Here is a 20,796-nt window from a genome sequence, read left to right as displayed (position 1 = left end):
ACTCCTGAATATCTAACAATTTTTTTGATGATAAAAACATCACTACCTTTAGCTTAATGGCATCTTATGAATATTTCTAAATTTCAATTGGTCTACCTTGCAGTTCTTTCCATGCTTGGCTTTATTGCGACCGATATGTACCTTCCTGCATTTAAGGCAATGGAAGTCGATTTTGCAACTGGTCCAGAGCAGATTGCTCTGTCTCTAACCGTATTCCTTGGTGGTATGGCAATGGGTCAGATTCTTTGGGGCCTGGCGAGTGACAAGTATGGTCACCGTAATACGCTAGCGGTTGGTCTTGTTATCTTTACTGCAGCTTCATTCGGCTTAGCATTCAGTACCGAGGTATGGCACCTACTAACACTGCGCTTCATTCAAGCGATCGGTGTGTGTGCGCCTGCGGTAATTTGGCAAGCAATGGTTATTAAGCGTTACTCTCAAAGCAGCAGCCAGCAAATTTTTGCGACTATCATGCCTCTAGTAGCGCTATCTCCAGCATTAGCACCGCAACTGGGTGTGTTGCTAGCAGATAGCTTTGGTTGGCACAGTATCTTTATCACACTGACGCTAATGGGCGCATTGTTGATCGCAACGACCATGGCTCAACCAAAAGAAGCGCCAGAAGTAAAACAAACGTCGATCAAAACCGATATCAAAGCACTGCTTCATTCAAAGCCTTACATGGGTAATGTGTTGATGTTTGCTTCTGCGTCAGCAGCGTTCTTCGCTTACCTAACCGGCATGCCAGAGATCATGGCTCAGCTAGGTTATGAAGCAAAAGACATCGGTTTGAGCTTTATTCCACAAACCATTGCATTTATGGCGGGTGGTTACTTCGGTAAGCAGGCTGTGAAGAAGTATGGCGATGGTGTCGTACTAAGAAATCTTATTGGTTTGTTTAGTGTTGCTGCATTACTGATTTTCATTGCATCACAATGGGAACTGACTTCAATCTGGCCTCTACTAGCACCTTTCTGTCTAATTGCCGTAGCGAATGGCGCACTTTACCCAATCGTAGTAAACCGTGCCCTATCAAGCGCGAAACAGAGCCCTGCGACAGCGGCTGGCTTACAAAACAGCCTGCAAATCAGTATTAGTGGCCTAGCAAGTGCATTGGTTGCAACAATGGCAAGCCAAGCACTAAGCGCAACAGGTATCGCGGTAGTAATTTGTTTAGGTGCACTGTGGGTTGGCTATATTGTTTCGAATAAAGAGCTTTCTGAACACTTCGCAACACCGGATAACTCTCGAGTGGTTGCTGACGATAAACAAGACTAGTTTCTCGTTTAACGAAAACAAAAAAGAGCGAGTAATCTCGCTCTTTTTTTATATCTAAAGTTATTTAGAAAGCAGCCAGTAGCATTGCGACTGGCTTGTATCAGAATATCTTTTGGACATTAGTACTTACTTCTTAGTTGGACGTTTCCAATCAGCAATCTTACGTTCTTTAGCACGGCTGATAACTAACTCATTTTCAGAAACATCACGAGTTACTGTAGAGCCAGCACCAACGGTAGCGCCATTACCAATAGTAACTGGAGCAATTAATTGACTATCTGAGCCAACGAATACGTCATCGCCAATGATGGTCTTAAATTTGTTCGCACCGTCGTAGTTACAAGTAATCGCACCCGCACCCACATTTACACGTTGACCGATCTCAGCATCACCTAGGTAAGTAAGGTGATTCGCTTTCGAACCCTCACCAAGACGAGTGTTCTTCACTTCAACAAAGTTACCTACATGCGAATTGTTACGCATGTCAGCACCAGGACGTAGACGAGTGAAAGGACCAACTGTACAGTCTTCACCGACCGTTGCACCTTCAATTACACTGTATGGACGCACGATGGTGTTGTCATCGATCTCACAGTCTTTCAATACACAACCGGTGCCGATAACCACGTTGTCGCCAATGCTTACGCTACCTTCAATGATAACGTTAGTATCAATCTCAACATCCATACCGCACTGCAATTCACCGCGTAGATCAAAGCGGCTTGGGTCACGTAGCATAACGCCTTGCTTCAATAGTTTGTCGGCTTGCTCTGCTTGGTAAGCGCGCTCTAAACGAGCCAGTTGAGAGCGGTCGTTCACGCCTTCAACTTCAATTGGGCTTACTGGGTGTACAGCTTCTACAGCACGACCTTCATCGTGAGCCGCTGCAATAACGTCAGTCAGGTAGTATTCACCTTGTGCGTTATCGTTGCTTAAGCCAGACAACCAACGTTTCAGATCGCCACCAGTCGCCACCATAACGCCAGTGTTGATCTCTTTGATAAGCTTCTGCTCATCCGTTGCGTCTTTTTGTTCAACGATAGCGACAACAGGACCATTACGACGAATAATGCGACCGTAGCCCATTGGGTTGTCTAACACGACCGTAAGTAGCGCGATGCCACCATTTGGTTGAGCGTCTAATAGGTTTTCAATGGTTTGAGGTGAAATCAATGGAACATCACCGTATAGCACTAGTACTTTTTCATCATCAGCGAAATGTGCAGATGCCTGATCCACAGCGTGGCCAGTACCCAACTGCTCAGCTTGCAGTGCCCAGTTTACCGATTCTTCAGCTAAAGTAGCCTTCATCTGATCACCACCGTGACCGTAAACCAAGTTGATGTTTTGAGCACCAAGACCATTACATGTATCGATAACATGCTTCACCATTGGCTTACCTGCCAGCGTGTGCAGAACCTTTGGTGTGTTTGAATACATGCGAGTGCCTTTGCCCGCTGCGAGAATTACCGCACTAAACTTCATTGTAAACCTATCCAACATTATTTTTATTAAGCCGATATTGTAACCGTTTTTAGCTAACAAATTAAATTGTAATAGCTATTTAACCAGTACTGATACGTAAAGGTGCATCATTAGTCCTCAATGTGTAAACACATTTCAGGGCGGGATAACCTAAAAATGCAAAAAGGCGACCCTTAGGTCGCCTTTATCTCAGAGTCAGTAATCTTATAAAAGATTAACGACGCTGTTTTGTCAGTTCGATAACTCGTAACTGAGCAATGGCTTTAGCCAGTTCACCGGCCGCTTGTGCGAAGTCTATATCGCCATGCTGATTTTGGATATTCTCCACAGCCTTGCGTTTAGCTTCTTCCGCCTTTGCTGCGTCTAGTTCTTCACCACGGATAGCCGTATCAGCCAGTACAGTCGCTGTACCAGGTTGAACTTCTACCATACCACCAGAAACATAAATAATTTCTTCGTGGCCGTGCTGCTTAACAATACGCACCATACCAGGCTTGATAGCGGTCAGCAGTGGAGTGTGACCATGGAAAATACCAAGCTCACCCTCACTACCGGTCACCTGAAACGTCTCAACAAGGCCTGAGAAAATTTGTTTCTCTGCACTTACAACGTCTAGGTGAAAGGTTATTGCTGCCATATCGCCTCCTAGTTAGCCTTATAGCTTCTTAGCATTCTCAATAGCTTCGTCAATTGCACCACAGTACATGAACGCTTGCTCTGGAATGTCATCGTATTCACCAGATAGAAGACCTTGGAAGCCACGTAGAGTCTCTTTAAGAGGTACGTAAACGCCTGGGTCACCTGTAAATACTTCCGCTACGTGGTAAGGCTGAGTTAGGAACTTCTCAATCTTACGAGCACGAGATACAACTTGCTTATCTTCTTCAGATAGCTCGTCCATACCTAGGATAGCAATGATATCTTTCAGCTCTTTATAGCGCTGAAGAGTAGACTGAACGCCACGAGCGATGTCGTAGTGCTCTTGTCCAACTACCAATGGATCCAGTTGACGTGAAGTAGAATCTAGCGGGTCGATCGCTGGGTATAGACCCATAGATGCGATATTACGGTTAAGTACTACCGTTGCATCTAAGTGAGCGAACGTTGTTGCTGGAGACGGGTCAGTCAAGTCATCCGCAGGTACATATACCGCCTGTACAGACGTGATAGAACCAGCTTTAGTTGACGTGATACGCTCTTGTAGAACACCCATTTCTTCAGCTAGTGTAGGTTGGTAACCTACCGCAGAAGGCATACGACCTAGAAGTGCTGAAACTTCAGTACCTGCTAGTGTGTAACGGTAGATGTTATCAACAAACAGTAGAACGTCACGACCTTCGTCACGGAAACGCTCAGCCATTGTTAGACCAGTCAGTGCAACACGTAGACGGTTACCTGGTGGCTCGTTCATCTGACCGTAAACCATCGCTACTTTTGATTCTTCAGGGTTTTCGATGTTTACAACACCTGCTTCCTGCATCTCAAAGTAGAAATCGTTACCTTCACGAGTACGCTCACCTACACCTGCAAATACAGATAGGCCTGAGTGTTGAAGTGCGATGTTGTTGATAAGTTCCATCATGTTAACGGTCTTACCTACACCAGCACCACCGAATAGACCGATTTTACCACCCTTAGCGAATGGACAAATCAAGTCGATTACTTTAACACCAGTTTCTAGAAGAGAAGTCTCGTTAGACTGCTCTTCGTAGCTTGGAGCTTCGCGGTGAATTGCGTAATGCTCTTCAGCACCGATTTCACCACACTCATCAATTGCGTCACCTAGGACGTTCATGATACGACCAAGTGTCTTAGTACCTACTGGTACCGAGATTGGAGCGCCAGTATTTTCAACTGTCAAACCACGACGTAAACCATCAGAGCTACCCATTACGATTGCGCGTACTACGCCACCGCCAAGTTGTTGCTGAACTTCAAGAACTAGACGTTCTGTCACTTCATTAACATTCAGAGCATCGTATACACGAGGTACTTCGCCCTGTGGGAACTCTACGTCGACTACCGCACCAATGATCTGTACGATCTTACCTGTAGCCATCGTTAATCCTCTAACTATTTAGTTTTACCTAAGCTTAAACCGCAGCTGCGCCTGAAACGATCTCAGAAAGTTCTTGTGTAATCGCCGATTGACGGGCTTTGTTATACACAAGTTCTAAGTCATCAATAATGTCACCAGCGTTATCTGTTGCTGATTTCATTGCAATCATTCGAGCTGCTTGCTCACAAGCAAGATTCTCGACCACACCTTGATACACTTGAGATTCGACGTATCGAACTAATAGTGCATCTAGTAGTGGTTTTGGCTCGGGCTCATAAATGTAGTCCCAAGAATGACTGCGTTTCATTTCTTCGCTGTCTGATTTAGGCAAAGGAAGTAATTGATCGATCGTTGGTTCTTGAACCATAGTGTTTTCAAATCTGTTAAACACTACGAACAGGCGATCCAATTCACCTTCATCATATTTCTTCAGCATAACGCTTACAGAGCCAATCAAGTCTTCAAGGCTTGGGCGATCACCCAGACCAGAAACTTGAGCTGCTACTTTCGCGCCGCTGTTATTGAAAAATGCTGTTGCTTTAGAACCTACAATTGCAAGCTCTACATCAGCACCTTTCTCAGACCAATCTTTCATGTCGTTCATAGCTTTTTTGAACAAGTTAATGTTCAAACCACCACAAAGACCACGGTCTGTAGAAACGATGATGTAACCAACACGTTTGGCTTCACGTTCCTCAAGATAAGGATGCTTATACTCGAGGCTACCATTAGCCAAATGACCGATCACTTTACGCATTGTTTCTGCATATGGACGAGTAGCTTCCATTGCGTCTTGAGAACGACGCATTTTCGAAGCTGCTACCATTTCCATTGCTTTCGTAATCTTCTGTGTGCTTTTAACACTACCGATTTTATTACGTATCTCTTTTGCGCCGGCCATCGTTACTCTCCGTTAATGGTATGAGGTGGCCCTAAGACCACCTACCAATTACCAGGTCTGGGTTGCCTTGAAATCGTCAACAAGCTTCTTCAGCTCAGCTTCGATTTCTTTGTTGAAAGCACCCGTTGCGTCGATCTGTGTTGCTAGATCAGCGTATTGACCACGAGCAAACGACAGTAAAGCAGCTTCAAAATCTAGAACTTTTGACAGTTCTACGTCTTGAAGGTATCCACGCTCTGCAGCGAAGATTACTAGAGCTTGGTCAAATACAGACATAGGAGCATATTGTTTCTGCTTCATCAGTTCTGTAACTTTTTGACCGTGGTCTAGTTGCTTTTTGGTCGCTTCATCAAGATCCGATGAGAACTGTGCAAATGCTGCTAGTTCACGGTATTGAGCTAGAGCAGTACGGATACCGCCAGATAGCTTCTTGATGATTTTAGTCTGCGCCGAACCACCTACACGAGAAACTGAGATACCAGGGTCAACAGCTGGACGTACGCCCGCGTTGAATAGTTCAGTTTGTAGGAAGATCTGACCATCAGTAATCGAGATTACGTTCGTTGGTACGAATGCAGATACGTCACCAGCTTGCGTTTCGATGATAGGAAGAGCAGTTAAAGAACCAGTCTTGCCTGTCACTTCACCGTTAGTGAATTTTTCTACGTATGCTTCGCTTACACGAGCAGCACGCTCTAGTAGACGAGAGTGAAGGTAGAAAACATCACCAGGGAACGCTTCACGGCCAGGTGGACGCTTAAGTAGTAGTGAAATTTGACGGTAAGCTACCGCTTGCTTAGATAGATCATCATAAACAATCAGTGCATCTTCGCCGCGATCACGGAAGTATTCACCCATCGCACAACCAGCATACGGTGCAAGGTATTGCAGCGCAGCAGATTCAGAAGCAGATGCAACAACAACAACAGTGTTAGCCAGTGCGCCGTGCTCTTCTAGTTTGCGAACTACGTTAGCAATAGTCGACGCTTTTTGGCCGATAGCTACGTAGATAGAGAAAATACCAGAGTCTTTCTGGTTGATAATCGCATCGATCGCCATTGCTGTTTTACCAGTCTGACGGTCACCGATTACTAGTTCACGTTGACCACGACCGATAGGGATCATTGAGTCAACTGACTTGTAACCAGTTTGAACAGGTTGATCTACCGATTTACGGTCGATTACACCTGGTGCGATAATTTCTACAGGCGAAGTTAGTTTCGCTTCGATAGGACCTTTACCATCAATTGGCTCACCTAGCGTGTTTACAACACGACCAAGCATTTCAGGACCTACTGGTACTTCAAGAATACGACCAGTACCTGTAACTTTCATGCCTTCCTGTAGGTCAGCATACGGGCCCATTACAACAGCACCAACCGAATCACGGTTCAAGTTTAGTGCTAGCGCGTAACGGCCACCCGGTAGTTCGATCATTTCACCTTGCATCACGTCCGCTAGGCCGTGGATGCTAAGGATGCCATCGCTTACAGAAACGATAGTACCTTCATTGCGAGCTTCACTAACAACGTCGAAAGATTCAATACGTTGTTTAATTAGATCGCTAATTTCAGTGGAATTAAGTTGCATGCTCCAATCCCCATTAAGACTGCAATGCATCGCTCAGGCGGTCTAAACGACTACGCGCTGAGTTATCGATGACTAGGTCTCCGGCTCGAATAATAACTCCACTAAGTAGAGTCTCATCTATACTGCAATTCAGCTGAACTTTGCGCGCTAGGCGCAGTTCCAATTTGCTGATGATGCTTGTGCGCTGTTCTTCAGAAAGTTCAACCGCTGAAGTAACATCAACGTCGATTTCTTTCTCGTGCTCTTGTTTAAGCAATAAGAACTGTTTACAAACATCAGGAAAGGCCATTAAACGACCATTCTCTGCCATCACTTTAATTAAGTTCTGGCCGAATTCATCAAATTGTTCGCCACAAATTACAATGAATATTTCAGCTAACTTTTCAGCAGTCATTGAACTGCTTAATAAATTATGAACATCATCATTTTGTGCCACTTCGGCAGCAAAAGTAAGCATTTGACCCCATTGGTCTAGCTCACCTTTATCTACCGCAAAGTCAAACGCTGCTTTAGCATAGGGGCGTGCGATTGTAGTCAAATCAGACATATACAGCCCCTTGCTTTAAAGTTTTGCAGTAATGTTGTTAAGAAGATCATTGTGTACATCTTTATCGATTGTACGCTCAAGGATTTTCTCAGCACCAGCTATAGCCAGAGTTGCGACTTGTTTGCGCAGGTCATCACGGGCACGTGTGCGTTCAGCTTCAATTTCAGCTTCAGCTTGCGTTAGGATCTTCTGGCGTTCTGCCTGAGCCTCTTCGCGAGCTTCATCAATAATTTGAGCTTTACGTTTGTTTGCCTGATCAATAACCTCAGTTGCAGTGCGCTTCGCTTCCTTCATTTGCTCAGAAGCGTTGGCTTGTGCCAGGTTCAAGTCTTTAGCAGCGCGTTCAGCGGCTACAAGACCGTCAGCAATTTTCTTCTGACGTTCTTCAATTGCTTGCATGATTGGTGGCCATACATATTTCATGCAGAACCAAACAAACAGCGAAAAAGCAATTGCTTGACCTAACAGAGTTGCGTTCATATTCACAACAGCTACTCCTCGTTAAGAATCAACTACAAAAATTTAATTAACTATTAAGAGTTAATTAGCCTGCTAGCTGACTTACAAATGGGTTAGCAAACGTGAATAGTAGTGCGATTACGATACCGATCATTGGAACAGCATCCAGTAGACCAGCGATGATGAACATCTTAACTTGTAGCATTGGAGCCATTTCAGGTTGACGCGCAGCGCCTTCTAGGAATTTACCACCAAGAATAGCAAAACCAATTGCAGTACCTACGGCACAAAGACCAACAATGATAGCAACAGCGATTGCTGAAAAACTTAGTACAGTTTCCATTTACGTTCTCCGATTAACATTAATAGTTAGAATAAAGCTTAAAAATTTTTTTAGTGATCACTATCTTCATGGGCCATTGATAGGTAAACGATTGTCAACATCATGAAAACAAACGCTTGAATCAAAATAACCAAGATATGGAAGATAGCCCAAGGTAGTGCACCTACCCATTGTAAGTACCACGGTAGCATTGCCGCGATAAGAATAAACACCACCTCACCCGCAAACATATTACCAAATAAACGCATACCTAGAGATAGTGGCTTCGCTAATAGCGAAATTACCTCAAGTACCAAGTTAAATGGAATCATGATTGGGTGATTAAATGGATGCAGTGCCAATTCTTTAGCAAATCCGCCTAAGCCTTTTACTTTGATGCTGTAGTAGATCATCAGAGCAAAAACACCTAAAGCCATTGCCATTGTTATATTTACATCAGCTGTAGGAACCACTTTCAAGTAAGGGATACCTAGCCAATGCTCTGCAGGATACGGTAAGAAATCGATAGGCACTAAGTCCATCAAGTTCATTATGATAATCCAGCAGAATATAGTCAGTGCTAATGGAGCTACCAGAGGATTGCGGCCATGGAAAGTTTCTTTAACGTTGTCGCCAACGAATTCCACTACCATTTCAACAAAACACTGAAGCTTACCAGGTACACCTACTGTTGCTTTCTTAGCGACTGAGCGAAAAACCCAAAGGAATAACACCCCTGTCAGCACAGAAAAAAACAGACTGTCTATATGTACGTTCCAGAAACTTGTTTCCTCTACAAGACCAAACTTAGCTAAAGAAAGGTTTTGTAAATGGTGTTCAATGTATCCGGATGCTGTTGGCGCAGCCATAACTCATCCTATTTTTTATTGTTAATGAAAAGCACTGGCGCAAAGATATTAATACCTAGAACCAGTAAATAGGTCAGTTTGAGGGGAATTAATTCCACCTGCATATACATGTAGACAATAGAGAATAGTAAAACTGTGATTAAGATTTTGAGCACTTCGCCAGCATAGAACGACGCCGCAACTAACTTAGTTGCACGAGCTCCACAAAATAGGAAAGCACACACACAAAAAACTACATTCGCGATGACAAAAATACCGCCACCGATTAATGCAGCAAAACCCCAATCAGGATTAACAGCTAAACCTAACCCTATCGCCACTAATATAACCGCGCTAAGCTCGATCAATAACATTTGCTTTGCAAGCACTCGTCCTGGTCTTGCTAACGCCGCTACCATGTATTCGTTCCTCTTTAAGCCCACTTTACCACTCGCTTATAAGCGTGCTGAGAAATTGGCGAAAATTATACGTTCAGCCAAATTGATTGCAATCACAATGCAGCAATCTTTTACATTTTTGCATACAAACCGACAACTTTTGTACGAAATTACTTGTTTATTACATAATTGACCTAAATCAATTATCTCATTTAGTACTCTAGTTTAGCAATAAGTTGCTCTAATTTGTGAGGCTCATCAAGAGTAATCGTCACTTTTGACTTACCGCTAACAGAACGAGTAACTGAAACGTTTGCTTGCAATTTTTCCGTGAGTCTTCGTGAAAGTTCGATAGCTTCTGTGTCTTCAGGCTTCGATTCTGGTTCAACGTCTGGTTTTAAGCACTTTTTGACAAGCTGCTCAGTTTGACGCACGGTCATTTTTTTGGTTGCCGCAGTGTTTGCTGCTTCAATCTGGGTATCACCTTCAAGCGCAAGCAATGCTCGAGCATGACCCATTTCCAGTTGTTTATTGGAAACTAAACCTTTTACTTCATTTTCTAGCTGATTTAGACGTAATAAGTTACTAACCGTTGCTCTCGATTTACCGATCACTTCGGCGACTTGTTGATGTGTCAGCTCGAATTCGTTCTGTAAGCGCTCTAGCGCTTGTGCTTCTTCGATAACATTCAAGTCTTCACGCTGAATGTTCTCAATCAATGCCATCGCAATCGCAGCTTTGTCTTCAACCTTCTTGACCAAGCACGGCACCTGTTTTAAGCCAGCTTGACGCGCAGCTCTCCAACGGCGCTCACCAGCGATAATCTCATATTGACCATACGCTAAAGGACGCACGACGATAGGTTGAATAATACCTTGAGATTGAATAGATGCGGCCAGCTCTTCTAGCGCTTCTGGCGCCATATCCTTACGCGGTTGATATACGCCTGGCTTCAAGCTACCAATGGCAATCTCTGTGAACTCGCCTTCTGCAGACAAAGCCTGACTATGAGAAGCAACTTGTTGTTTTTCACGAGCCAATGAGCTAGTTGCAAGCAATGCATCTAACCCTTTTCCTAAACCACGCTTAGACATTGAGCGAATTCCTTTGGTTAGACCTATACTGGGACTTCTTCACGACGCAACATTTCGCCTGCAAGAGCAAGATATGCCTTAGCACCTGCGGAATACTTGTCGTAGTACATTGCTGGCTTGCCATGACTCGGCGCTTCTGCCAAACGTACATTTCGAGGGATCACAGTTCGGTAAACTTTGCTACCGAAGTGTTTTTTGAGTTGATCAGAGACTTCATTCGATAAGCGGTTACGAGGATCATACATTGTACGAAGAAGACCTTCGATCTTCAGATTCTCGTTTACTACCGCAGCGAGCTTACTGATGGTATCCATCAACGCAGTCAAACCTTCCAAAGCAAAATATTCACATTGCATAGGAACCAATACGGAATCGGCCGCAGCCATCGCGTTGATTGTAAGAAGGTTTAATGAAGGTGGGCAATCAATAAAGATGAAATCATAGTTGTCGCGAATGGATTCGAGTGCGTTTTTTAAACGAACTTCACGAGCAAATACTTCCATTAACTTGATTTCTGCCGCAGTCACATCACCGTTTGCGGCGATGAGGTCATAATTGCCAGATGTACTTCGGCAAACTACCTCATCAAATGGGGTGTCTTCAACCAGCAAATCGTAAGCAGTTGCTTCAACTTGATACTTGTCGACACCGCTCGCCATAGTGGCATTACCTTGAGGATCGAGGTCAACAACCAATATCTTGCGTTTTGTTGCCGCCATTGATGCTGCCAAATTAATGCAAGTTGTTGTTTTTCCTACGCCGCCCTTCTGGTTGGCAATTGCTACGATTTTACCCACTATGGCCTCGCTGATTATCCCTGACGCGATAAAGTAACTAGATGACGCTCTCCATCAAGCTCTGGCACTTGCAAAGCTTTAATGTCTGTCACTGAACACCATTCAGGTAACAGGTCGATTTCGTCTCTAGGATGTTGTCCCTTAAGAGCCAAAAATACACCGGATTGCTCTTTAGGTAAATGGTGACACCACTCTACCATGTCTGTCATTGACGCAAATGCGCGACTGAGCACGGCATCAAACTTTTCTTCTGGTTGAAACTCTTCAACACGACTTTGAACCGGTACCACGTTGTCGATGCCTAATTCATGAATCACTTGTTTAATAAAACGAATACGCTTACCTAGGCTATCGAGCAAGTAAAACTCGCAGTCAGGGTTCATGATTGAGAGCGGAATCCCAGGAAGACCAGGGCCTGTACCTACATCAATAAAGCGCTTGCCTTGTAAGTGAGTGCTAACAATGATGCTATCTAAGATATGTTTCACCATCATTTCTTGCGGGTCACGAACTGACGTTAAGTTGTAAGCCTTGTTCCACTTGTTCAGTAACTCAACGTAGCCAACCAATTGGCCACGTTGCTTTTCAGATACTTCAAGTTCAGTCTGGCCAATCAGGTGATCCAGTTTTTCGCGTAATGCACTCATTATGCTTCCTCACCCTTTTTCAGCAGGCCGTGTTTTTTCAAATAAACCAACAGAATTGAGATTGCTGCAGGCGTAATACCTGAAATTCGAGAAGCAATACCAATTGAGTCAGGCTTAGCAGTCGTTAGTTTAAGAACCACTTCGTTAGAAAGTCCTTTCACCTTGCTGTAATCGATATCAGCAGGCAATTTGGTATTTTCATGACGCAGTGATTTTTCAATTTCGTCTTGTTGACGCTGGATATAACCATCGTACTTCACTTGGATCTCAACTTGCTCGGATGCTTGTTGATCTTCCAATGCAGGGCCAAAACGATCCAATGCCGTTAGCTGTGAATAAGTCATTTCAGGACGACGAAGAAGATCTTCACCGCTTGCTTCACGAGACATAGGTGTTTTTAGAATTTGGTTCAGTTGATCAACATCTTCAGACTTTGGATTAATCCACGTTTCTTTTAGACGTTGACGTTCCTTCTCCATGTTTTCTACTTTCTCGTTGAATCGAGCCCAACGAGCATCATCCACCAAGCCAAGCTCACGCGACTTCTCAGTCAAGCGGATATCAGCGTTGTCTTCACGAAGTAACAAACGGTATTCCGCACGAGACGTGAACATACGGTAAGGTTCTTTGGTACCCATCGTCGATAGATCATCAATAAGAACGCCCATGTAAGCTTGGTCACGACGCGGGCTCCAGCCCTCTTTGCCTTGTGTAAACAAACTTGCATTCAGACCGGCCATCAAGCCTTGTGCTGCCGCTTCTTCGTAGCCAGTGGTACCGTTGATTTGACCGGCAAAGAATAGACCCTTAATAAACTTAGTTTCGTAAGTCAGCTTAAGGTCGCGAGGATCAAAGAAATCATACTCGATCGCATAGCCTGGGCGGACGATATGAGCATTTTCAAAACCTTTCATTGAGTGAACGATTTTTACCTGAACATCAAATGGCAGACTTGTCGAGATACCATTCGGGTATAGCTCATGGGTCGTCAGACCTTCAGGTTCAATGAAAATCTGGTGACTGTTCTTGTCAGCAAAACGCATCACTTTGTCTTCAATCGATGGACAGTAGCGCGGGCCAATACCTTCAATCACGCCCGCGTACATTGGGCTGCGATCGAGATTGGCGCGAATAACGTCATGCGTATTTTCGTTGGTATGCGTGATGTAGCATGGAATTTGGCGAGGCTGTTGAGCTCGGCTACCCATGAACAAGAATACAGGTGTTGGGTTATCACCGTGCTGAACCTCTAACTCTGAAAAATCAACGCTACGTGCATCGATACGAGGAGGTGTACCCGTTTTCAGGCGATCAACTCGGAATGGAAGATCACGAAGACGGTCAGCCAGTGCGATCGATGGTGGATCACCAGCGCGACCGCCTGAAGAACTTTCCATACCAATATGGATCTTTCCACCTAGAAATGTACCGACCGTCAGTACCACTGCGTTAGCGCGGAACTTAAGGCCCATCTGTGTAACAACACCCACCACTTGATCCTGCTCAACGATCAAGTCATCAACCGATTGTTGAAACAGAGTTAGGTTTGGTGTGTTTTCAAGAACATTTCGAACAAAGGCTTTGTAAAGCGCGCGGTCAGCTTGTGCACGAGTTGCACGTACCGCTGGACCTTTTGATGCGTTTAACGTTCTGAACTGAATACCTGCATGATCAATAGCTTGCGCCATTAATCCACCCATTGCATCGACCTCTTTTACCAAGTGGCCCTTACCGATCCCGCCAATAGCAGGGTTGCAAGACATTTGTCCCAACGTATCGATATTATGAGTGAGTAGTAACGTACTTTGACCAGTACGTGCAGATGCGAGTGCGGCTTCCGTTCCTGCATGGCCACCACCAACAACGATGACGTCAAATTTTTCGTGATAAAGCATGAACCGACCTCGGGTATTCAAACGTTTTCTAGATTGATAAAAAGGAGCGATATTCTACCTGTTTTCATAGCTTGAGAAAACGTTTTTGGGATTTTTCGATAAAGCTGTTTTTAATTAATATAGATAAGATCTTTATAGAGATCTTTTATTATATCTATTATTAGGATCGAGGGTGTCTGTGGATAAGTCAAAAATGATCAACAAGATCATGGATCTTTTTTGGATCAAAGCATGTGATCTAACTTTGATCATGATGAGGATTAGCTGGGATCAAAATGGCTACTTATTCACAGGGGGGAATTGGCTTGAAAGTTGTTATTTGGATAACTATAGGTTAATCACCGTATATGTATGATCTTATCCACAGAGAAAATTGAGGTTTTTGCTTTAATTTTCGAATTTTTTTCAAAAAAGTTATTCACAGTCACGATATTCAGAGACAAAAAAAGCGGCATAAGCCGCTTTAGGGGGAAATTGAGGGACTAGAACTGGTCACTATGATCGTTAAACCACTCTTCAGCTGCATCCTCAGGTACCGGAGTTTCCAATACATCGATGGTAAAGCAGTCTGAAATAGGCTGTGCACCGAGTTTTTTCAGTTGGCTGTGGACTGATTTTCCCGCAGAACAGAAGGTATCGTAACTTGAATCACCAAGTGCGATAACAGCATAACGAATAGCACTTAAATCTGGAGATTCTTGAGTCAATGCGTTGATCAACGGTTGGATATTATCAGGAAAATCGCCCGCACCATGTGTTGATGTCACCACTAACCAAGTACCTTGCTGAGGAATATTATTGTATTCAGGCTGATTATGAAGTTCTATCTCGTGCCCTTGAGCCTCTAGAAGATCGTTAAGGTGATCGCCAACGTATTCAGCGCCACCTAAGGTGCTGCCTGTAATAATGTGGATCATTAAGCTGTCCTTACAAAAGAAAAGGCCAGCGTAAGCCAGCCTTTATAGTTATTTACCGATACAGAATGAAGAGAAGATTCGACCTAAAAGATCATCGGAACTGAACTCGCCTGTGATCTCATTGAGGTGCTGTTGGGTGATACGAAGCTCTTCTGCTAATATCTCTCCGGCCATGTAGCCTTCAAGCTGCTGTTGCCCAATATCAAGGTGTTCCGATGCGCGTTCTAGTGCATCCAAGTGGCGGCGGCGCGCCATAAAGCCACCTTCATGACCACCAGCAAAGCCCATGCAATCCTTGAGATGGCTACGCAGAGCGTCGACACCTTGGCCTGTTTTTGCTGATAAGCGAATTAGGGTTGGATCGTTAACATGACAAATGCCTAACTCTTCACTGGTTTGATCCGCTTTATTACGAATTACCGTCATTCCGATGTTGTCTGGTAGACGATCAACGAAATCTGGCCAGATATCTTTCGGGTCTGTTGCGTCTGTTGTCGTGCCATCAACCATAAATAAAACTCGGTCTGCCTGAGCAATTTCTTCCCAAGCGCGTTCAATACCGATTTTTTCTACTTCATCAGAGGCATCACGCAGGCCTGCGGTATCGATAATGTGCAGTGGCATACCGTCAATATGGATATGTTCACGCAATACATCACGTGTGGTGCCGGCAATATCGGTCACAATCGCAGATTCTTTGCCAGACAGCGCATTCAATAGGCTCGATTTACCGGCATTTGGGCGACCTGCAATCACGACCTTCATGCCTTCACGCATGATCGCACCTTGATTCGCTTCTTGGCGTACAGCTTCGAGGTTATCGATGATAGCCTGTAAGTCAGTACTGACTTTACCGTCAGCAAGAAAATCAATTTCTTCTTCTGGGAAATCGATCGCTGCTTCAACGTAGATTCTTAAGTAAATAAGAGAATCTACAAGCGTATTAATGCGTTTAGAGAATTCGCCTTGTAGCGATTGAAGCGCCGATTTTGCTGCTTCTTCTGAACTGGCATCAATTAAGTCAGCAATCGCTTCGGCTTGAGTTAAATCCATCTTATCGTTCAAGAAGGCACGTTCTGAAAACTCACCTGGACGCGCTGCACGTACGCCTGAAATGGCTAGGATGCGTTTGATTAGCATATCCATAACCACTGGGCCGCCGTGGCCTTGCAACTCTAATACGTCTTCGCCGGTAAACGAGTGCGGGTTAGGGAAGTAAAGCGCGATGCCTTGGTCGAGTTCGATGCCATCGTCAGATTTAAACGGTAGGTACTCAGCGTAGCGAGGCTTGAGTGTTTTTCCTGTTACTTCTAGGGCAACCTGAGTCGCCAATGGGCCGGAAACGCGGATAATACCGACGCCACCACGGCCGGGCGCGGTCGCTTGAGCAACAATCGTATCTGTAGTCATAGTTGTGCCTGCTAGCATGTGAGAGCCAAAAAGGGGCGTTCACGATTAATCAATTAGCTGAATTGTAATCAGCTAAAAACAAAAAGGCGACCTTTTGGTCGCCTTTCTTTATCTCTTTCTATTATCGAACTTACTTAGAATGTAAGCCTTTCTTTTCCAGCGCGCGGTAGATAAGCGTTTGCTGAATCAGAGTTACGATGTTCGATACTAGCCAGTAAAGAACCAGACCTGAAGGGAAGAACAGGAAGAAGAATGTAAACATAACCGGCATAAAGGTCATGATCTTCTGCTGCATTGGATCCGTTACAGTTGTCGGGCTCATCTTCTGGATTAGGAACATTGAAGCACCCATCAGAAGTGGCAAGATGTAGTATGGGTCTTGTGCTGAAAGGTCAGTAATCCAACCGAAGAACGGTGAGTGACGCAGTTCAACAGATTCCATTAGTGCCCAGTATAGCGAAATGAAGATCGGCATTTGCAAGATGATAGGTAAACAGCCACCAAGTGGGTTTACTTTCTCTTTCTTGTACAGCTCCATCATTTCTTGGCTCATGCGTTGACGGTCGTCGCCAATACGCTCACGCATTGCTGTCAGCTTAGGCTGAAGCATACGCATTTTCGCCATAGACGTGTACTGAGCTTTCGTTAGTGGGTACATCGCACCACGAACGATAAACGTTAGACAGATGATCGCTAGACCCCAGTTCACAACGATGCCTTGAATGAACGAAAGCAGAGTATGAAGTGGTTTAGCAATGAACCATAACCAACCGTAGTCAACTACTAGGTCTAGGTTCGGTGCAACAGCAGCCATTTGGTCTTGAAGTTTAGGACCAACCCAAAGCGTTGCTTTAAAGCTTGCTTCGTCGCCAGTAGCGATGGTTTTGTTCGGCATACGAACACCGATGTCGCCAAGGTTACCGATTACACGAGTGTAAAGGTTGCTGCCTGCTTCGTCGCGTGGGATCCATGCACTTGCAAAGTAGTGCTGAATCATCGCTGCCCAACCTTGACCATTTGCTAGGTTAAGAGACAGGTTGCGATCTTGCATGTCGTCGAAGCTGTATTTTTTGTAACGCGTATCTTCCGTAGAGTAAGCACCACCACGGTAAGTTGGCATTGTTAAGCTACCGCCGTCATCCATAACATTTTGACGTAGGTGAGCGTACATGCCGAATGTCGCGTTAGTACCAGAGTTGTTGACTACATCGTATTCAACATCCATTGCGTAGCTGCCACGCTTAAGGACGAATGTTTTCGTGTAATCAAGGCCGTTCGCTTGGTAAGTCATCGGGATGCGTAGTTCATCCTGACCATCAGCAAGCGTGAAGCTGTCTGCTGAAACCGAGTAGCTAGGGCGGTTAGTGCTGCTTAAATCGATACCTTGAGGGCCAACTAGACCGCTTTGTGCGATAAATTGGTGACCAGGTTCGTTCTTAAGAAGAACAAACGTATCTTCAGAATCAAACTCAGCAGAGTAATCATTTAGGTTTGCTTGAACGACATCACCACCAACCGTATCAATTGACAGAGTCAGTACATCAGTTGTTACTGTGATAGTTTTTGCAGAAGCGACTTGTTGGCCCGGAGCTGGGTCTAAGTCATCTGCATAAGATGGCGCTGGTAGGGTGCTGCCAGATTGTGCCTGCTCAATCGCTTGTGGAGCTGGGTTCTGAGCTACGTTCCATTGTTGGAACAGTAGGAAAGAAACCAAAGCCAATGCGATTAACAGGATATTACGTTGAGAATCCATCGTTATTTATCTCTGTCTTGTTTTTGGACTGGTGGAACGGGGTCAAAGCCCCCTTCGTTCAAAGGATGGCATTTTAATAGACGTTTGCCTGATAACCAACACCCTTTTACAAAACCGTGAGCTTTCAACGCTTCTATCGCATATAAAGAGCAGGTTGGAGTAAATCGGCAGCGTGGGCCGATGAGTGGACTAATAAACCATCTATAAAAATAGATGGGTATTAGCGCTATCCACGCGAAGGGCGAGACAGGCGAAGCCATAATTTGTCGAGTAGCTTGAACATTTCTTCATTGCTTAAATCTTGCGCGCTCTTCTTAGCGATTACAACAAAATCTTTGTTAGGAAGTTTGTGTTGAGTGTTACGAAAGCTTTCACGAGTAAGACGCTTGAATCGGTTACGACCCACGGCGGTTTTAATCTGCTTTTTCGGAACAGCTAATCCAAGGCGAGGATTTGAAAGAGAGTTATTTCGGGCAATGATGGTGAAATGAGGGGAGCCTGCTCGATGAGCTTGCTTGAAGACATTCTGATAATGTTCGGGAGTTAACAAGCGTAACTCCCGACCGAAGGCTAGCTTATTCAAAATAATCAAAGATTACTTAGAAAGACGCTTACGGCCTTTTGCACGACGTGCATTGATTGTTGCGCGACCGTTCTTAGTAGCCATGCGAGCACGGAAACCGTGAGTACGCTTACGCTTTAGAACTGTAGGTTGAAAAGTGCGTTTCATTGTAATTACCTTACTGATCAGTAGTTTTAGGTTTTTGTTAAACCCGGCGTGGGCATTTTTTCTCTTCTTTATATAAGAAAGGAAAACCGACGCCTCTCAACAAAGAGGCGGAATTGTAATCACTGTCACAAAAAGTGTCAATGATTGGGTTAACTAAAATTCCGGTCGGGGGATTATACGTAGAATAACTAAAATCACAAGGATCCTTATTCGATCCCGACCTTATTTAAGAATTTCTTTAATTTAGGATCCTGTGGATTACCAAAAATATCCTGTGGAGATCCCTGTTCGACAATGTGACCATCAGCCATGAAGATCACTCGGTCTGCGACCTCTCTAGCGAACTGCATTTCATGGGTAACCACCAGCATGGTTTGATGCTGATTTGCCAGTTTTTTCATTAAGTTAAGCACTTCGCCAACCCACTCAGGATCGAGCGCTGAAGTAGGCTCATCAAACAATAAAAGCTCTGGTTGCAGAGCCATCGCACGGCCAATACCAACACGCTGCTGCTGGCCACCAGAGAGCGCTGCTGGATAGCTATCTGTTTTTTCTCCTAGGCCAATATCATCGAGTATTTGTTGTGCTTTTTCATGAGCTTGCTGCTTTTTCCAACCACGAACGGTAATCAAACCTTCGGCAATATTCTGCCTTGCCGTTTGGTGAGCGAACAGTGCATAGTTTTGGAACACAAAACCGGTCTTACGGCGCAGTGCAAGCACCTCTGCTTTAGTGTGTTTCTGAGTATCAACCTTGATATCATCAATCGAAATCGTACCTTGATCGGCTTGCTCTAGAAAATTCACACAACGCAGCAGGGTAGACTTACCCGTACCACTTGAACCTATGATGACAATTATCTCACCTTGCTTGATTTCGAGGTCGATCCCTTTCAATACTTCGGTGTCACCAAACTGCTTGTGGATATTTTGTAATTTGATCATCGTACATACGCCTTATTCAGTTTCACTTCGGCCCAAATTTGAATACGAGTGAGGATAACCACCACGCCCCAGTAAATCAGCGCGACTGCTAAGAAAGCCTCGAAGAAGCGGAAACTTGAAGAAGCTTCCATCTGAGCTTTAGCCATGATTTCTGCCACACCTAAGGTGAAAGCAAGGGAAGTCGACTTAATCATGTCTATGAAATAGTTCATTAAAGAAGGCAGTGCCACACGTGTCGCTTGCGGCAAGATCACTCGACGCATGGCTTGGCTGGTTGTCATACCGACTGACAGGCTTGCTTCCATTTGGCTACGATCGATACCGATAATCGCGGCACGAATACTTTCAGCCATGTAAGCAGCAAAGTGTAAGGTTAAGCCGATAACCGCGGCGCCAAACGCATCAAGTCCAACCATCCACGGAAACACTTGTGGTAGGCCATAGTATAGAAGAAACAGTTGCACCAGCAGTGGTGTGCCTCGGAAGAAGCTAATATACAGCTGGCTAAGCTGGTCGAGTACTGGGATTTTGAATACACGAATGTTCGCCAGTATCAAAGATAGAATTAGGGCGAAAAATAAGCCCCAGATTGCCATCTCCATAGTGGTGCCTAAATACTTCAGCAGTATTGGCAACAGACCTAGCATGTAATTAAAGTCAAATCCCATAATCTATCTCATATTTTTATTGGAAGTATTGTTTGGAAATACTGTTATATCAGG

Annotated in this window: 23 protein-coding genes; 1 reads left to right on the top strand and 22 read right to left on the bottom strand. The window is 44.6% G+C overall.

All coding sequences use genetic code 11. From position 1 onward, the window contains the following. Positions 1-66 precede the first annotated feature (66 nt). A complete protein-coding gene (gene punC, locus DUN60_RS14380; protein ID WP_114634145.1) occupies positions 67-1,278 on the top strand; it encodes a purine nucleoside transporter PunC in 1,212 nt (403 codons plus the stop codon). A 126-nt stretch (positions 1,279-1,404) separates the two neighbouring features. Here punC and glmU read toward each other — a convergent pair whose 3' ends face one another. The 22 genes from glmU to DUN60_RS14260 form a co-directional block, all read right to left on the bottom strand. Then, on the bottom strand, positions 1,405-2,763 hold the full coding sequence (gene glmU, locus DUN60_RS14375) for a bifunctional UDP-N-acetylglucosamine diphosphorylase/glucosamine-1-phosphate N-acetyltransferase GlmU (protein WP_114634144.1): 1,359 nt from the start codon (positions 2,761-2,763) through the stop codon (positions 1,405-1,407). A 214-nt stretch (positions 2,764-2,977) separates the two neighbouring features. Beyond that, a complete protein-coding gene (locus tag DUN60_RS14370) occupies positions 2,978-3,400 on the bottom strand; it encodes a F0F1 ATP synthase subunit epsilon (protein ID WP_004735742.1) in 423 nt (140 codons plus the stop codon). 18 nt (positions 3,401-3,418) lie between these two features. Continuing rightward, positions 3,419-4,822, bottom strand: coding sequence for a F0F1 ATP synthase subunit beta (gene atpD / locus DUN60_RS14365; protein ID WP_017077305.1), 1,404 nt, complete (start codon positions 4,820-4,822; stop codon positions 3,419-3,421). 34 nt (positions 4,823-4,856) lie between these two features. Then, positions 4,857-5,723, bottom strand: a complete 867-nt coding sequence (gene atpG / locus DUN60_RS14360) for a F0F1 ATP synthase subunit gamma (RefSeq protein ID WP_004735739.1) — start codon at positions 5,721-5,723, stop codon at positions 4,857-4,859. A gap of 48 nt (positions 5,724-5,771) precedes the next feature. Continuing rightward, a complete protein-coding gene (gene atpA, locus DUN60_RS14355) occupies positions 5,772-7,313 on the bottom strand; it encodes a F0F1 ATP synthase subunit alpha (protein WP_004735737.1) in 1,542 nt (513 codons plus the stop codon). 13 nt (positions 7,314-7,326) lie between these two features. Continuing rightward, positions 7,327-7,860 carry a F0F1 ATP synthase subunit delta gene (gene atpH / locus DUN60_RS14350; RefSeq protein ID WP_004735736.1) on the bottom strand — a complete coding sequence of 178 codons (534 nt, stop codon included), beginning with the start codon at positions 7,858-7,860 and terminating at the stop codon, positions 7,327-7,329. A gap of 15 nt (positions 7,861-7,875) precedes the next feature. Continuing rightward, positions 7,876-8,346, bottom strand: coding sequence for a F0F1 ATP synthase subunit B (gene atpF / locus DUN60_RS14345; RefSeq protein ID WP_017077303.1), 471 nt, complete (start codon positions 8,344-8,346; stop codon positions 7,876-7,878). Between the two features lie 58 nt (positions 8,347-8,404). Then, positions 8,405-8,662, bottom strand: coding sequence for a F0F1 ATP synthase subunit C (gene atpE / locus DUN60_RS14340; protein ID WP_004735734.1), 258 nt, complete (start codon positions 8,660-8,662; stop codon positions 8,405-8,407). Between the two features lie 50 nt (positions 8,663-8,712). Beyond that, positions 8,713-9,510, bottom strand: coding sequence for a F0F1 ATP synthase subunit A (gene atpB / locus DUN60_RS14335; RefSeq protein WP_004735733.1), 798 nt, complete (start codon positions 9,508-9,510; stop codon positions 8,713-8,715). An 8-nt stretch (positions 9,511-9,518) separates the two neighbouring features. After that, positions 9,519-9,908 carry a F0F1 ATP synthase subunit I gene (locus tag DUN60_RS14330; RefSeq protein WP_004735732.1) on the bottom strand — a complete coding sequence of 130 codons (390 nt, stop codon included), beginning with the start codon at positions 9,906-9,908 and terminating at the stop codon, positions 9,519-9,521. 191 nt (positions 9,909-10,099) lie between these two features. Next, a complete protein-coding gene (locus DUN60_RS14325) occupies positions 10,100-10,981 on the bottom strand; it encodes a ParB/RepB/Spo0J family partition protein (protein WP_017081731.1) in 882 nt (293 codons plus the stop codon). Positions 10,982-11,004: 23 nt separating this feature from the next. After that, positions 11,005-11,778 (bottom strand): ParA family protein, encoded by a 774-nt coding sequence (locus tag DUN60_RS14320; RefSeq protein ID WP_017077301.1) that lies wholly within the window; start codon positions 11,776-11,778, stop codon positions 11,005-11,007. A 14-nt stretch (positions 11,779-11,792) separates the two neighbouring features. Next, positions 11,793-12,425: a 16S rRNA (guanine(527)-N(7))-methyltransferase RsmG gene (gene rsmG, locus DUN60_RS14315; RefSeq protein ID WP_017058801.1), complete on the bottom strand. Its 633-nt coding sequence runs from the start codon at positions 12,423-12,425 to the stop codon at positions 11,793-11,795. After that, positions 12,425-14,320: a tRNA uridine-5-carboxymethylaminomethyl(34) synthesis enzyme MnmG gene (gene mnmG, locus DUN60_RS14310; RefSeq protein WP_114634143.1), complete on the bottom strand. Its 1,896-nt coding sequence runs from the start codon at positions 14,318-14,320 to the stop codon at positions 12,425-12,427. The genes rsmG and mnmG overlap by 1 nt, the downstream gene beginning before the upstream one ends. 482 nt (positions 14,321-14,802) lie before the next feature. Further along, entirely contained in the window at positions 14,803-15,237 is a 435-nt protein-coding gene (mioC, locus tag DUN60_RS14295; RefSeq protein ID WP_114634140.1) for an FMN-binding protein MioC, read from the bottom strand. 48 nt (positions 15,238-15,285) lie between these two features. After that, positions 15,286-16,647: a tRNA uridine-5-carboxymethylaminomethyl(34) synthesis GTPase MnmE gene (mnmE, locus tag DUN60_RS14290; RefSeq protein ID WP_004735804.1), complete on the bottom strand. Its 1,362-nt coding sequence runs from the start codon at positions 16,645-16,647 to the stop codon at positions 15,286-15,288. A gap of 130 nt (positions 16,648-16,777) precedes the next feature. After that, entirely contained in the window at positions 16,778-18,400 is a 1,623-nt protein-coding gene (yidC, locus tag DUN60_RS14285; protein ID WP_054548323.1) for a membrane protein insertase YidC, read from the bottom strand. 2 nt (positions 18,401-18,402) lie between these two features. Further along, positions 18,403-18,660, bottom strand: coding sequence for a membrane protein insertion efficiency factor YidD (gene yidD / locus DUN60_RS14280; protein ID WP_004735802.1), 258 nt, complete (start codon positions 18,658-18,660; stop codon positions 18,403-18,405). Further along, on the bottom strand, positions 18,627-18,950 hold the full coding sequence (rnpA, locus tag DUN60_RS14275; RefSeq protein WP_017055478.1) for a ribonuclease P protein component: 324 nt from the start codon (positions 18,948-18,950) through the stop codon (positions 18,627-18,629). The genes yidD and rnpA overlap by 34 nt, the downstream gene beginning before the upstream one ends. Before the next feature lie 45 nt (positions 18,951-18,995). Next, positions 18,996-19,130 (bottom strand): 50S ribosomal protein L34, encoded by a 135-nt coding sequence (gene rpmH, locus DUN60_RS14270; protein WP_004735800.1) that lies wholly within the window; start codon positions 19,128-19,130, stop codon positions 18,996-18,998. A gap of 206 nt (positions 19,131-19,336) precedes the next feature. Then, a complete protein-coding gene (locus DUN60_RS14265; protein WP_004735798.1) occupies positions 19,337-20,074 on the bottom strand; it encodes an amino acid ABC transporter ATP-binding protein in 738 nt (245 codons plus the stop codon). Further along, positions 20,071-20,742: an amino acid ABC transporter permease gene (locus DUN60_RS14260; protein WP_004735796.1), complete on the bottom strand. Its 672-nt coding sequence runs from the start codon at positions 20,740-20,742 to the stop codon at positions 20,071-20,073. Before DUN60_RS14260 ends, DUN60_RS14265 begins: the two co-directional genes overlap by 4 nt. Positions 20,743-20,796 lie beyond the last annotated feature (54 nt).

The organism is Vibrio splendidus (assembly GCF_003345295.1).
GTDB classification, from domain to species: Bacteria; Pseudomonadota; Gammaproteobacteria; order Enterobacterales; family Vibrionaceae; genus Vibrio; species Vibrio splendidus_K.
Note: the sequence above shows the minus strand (reverse complement) of the source record. Positions and strands in the feature narration are given on the sequence as shown.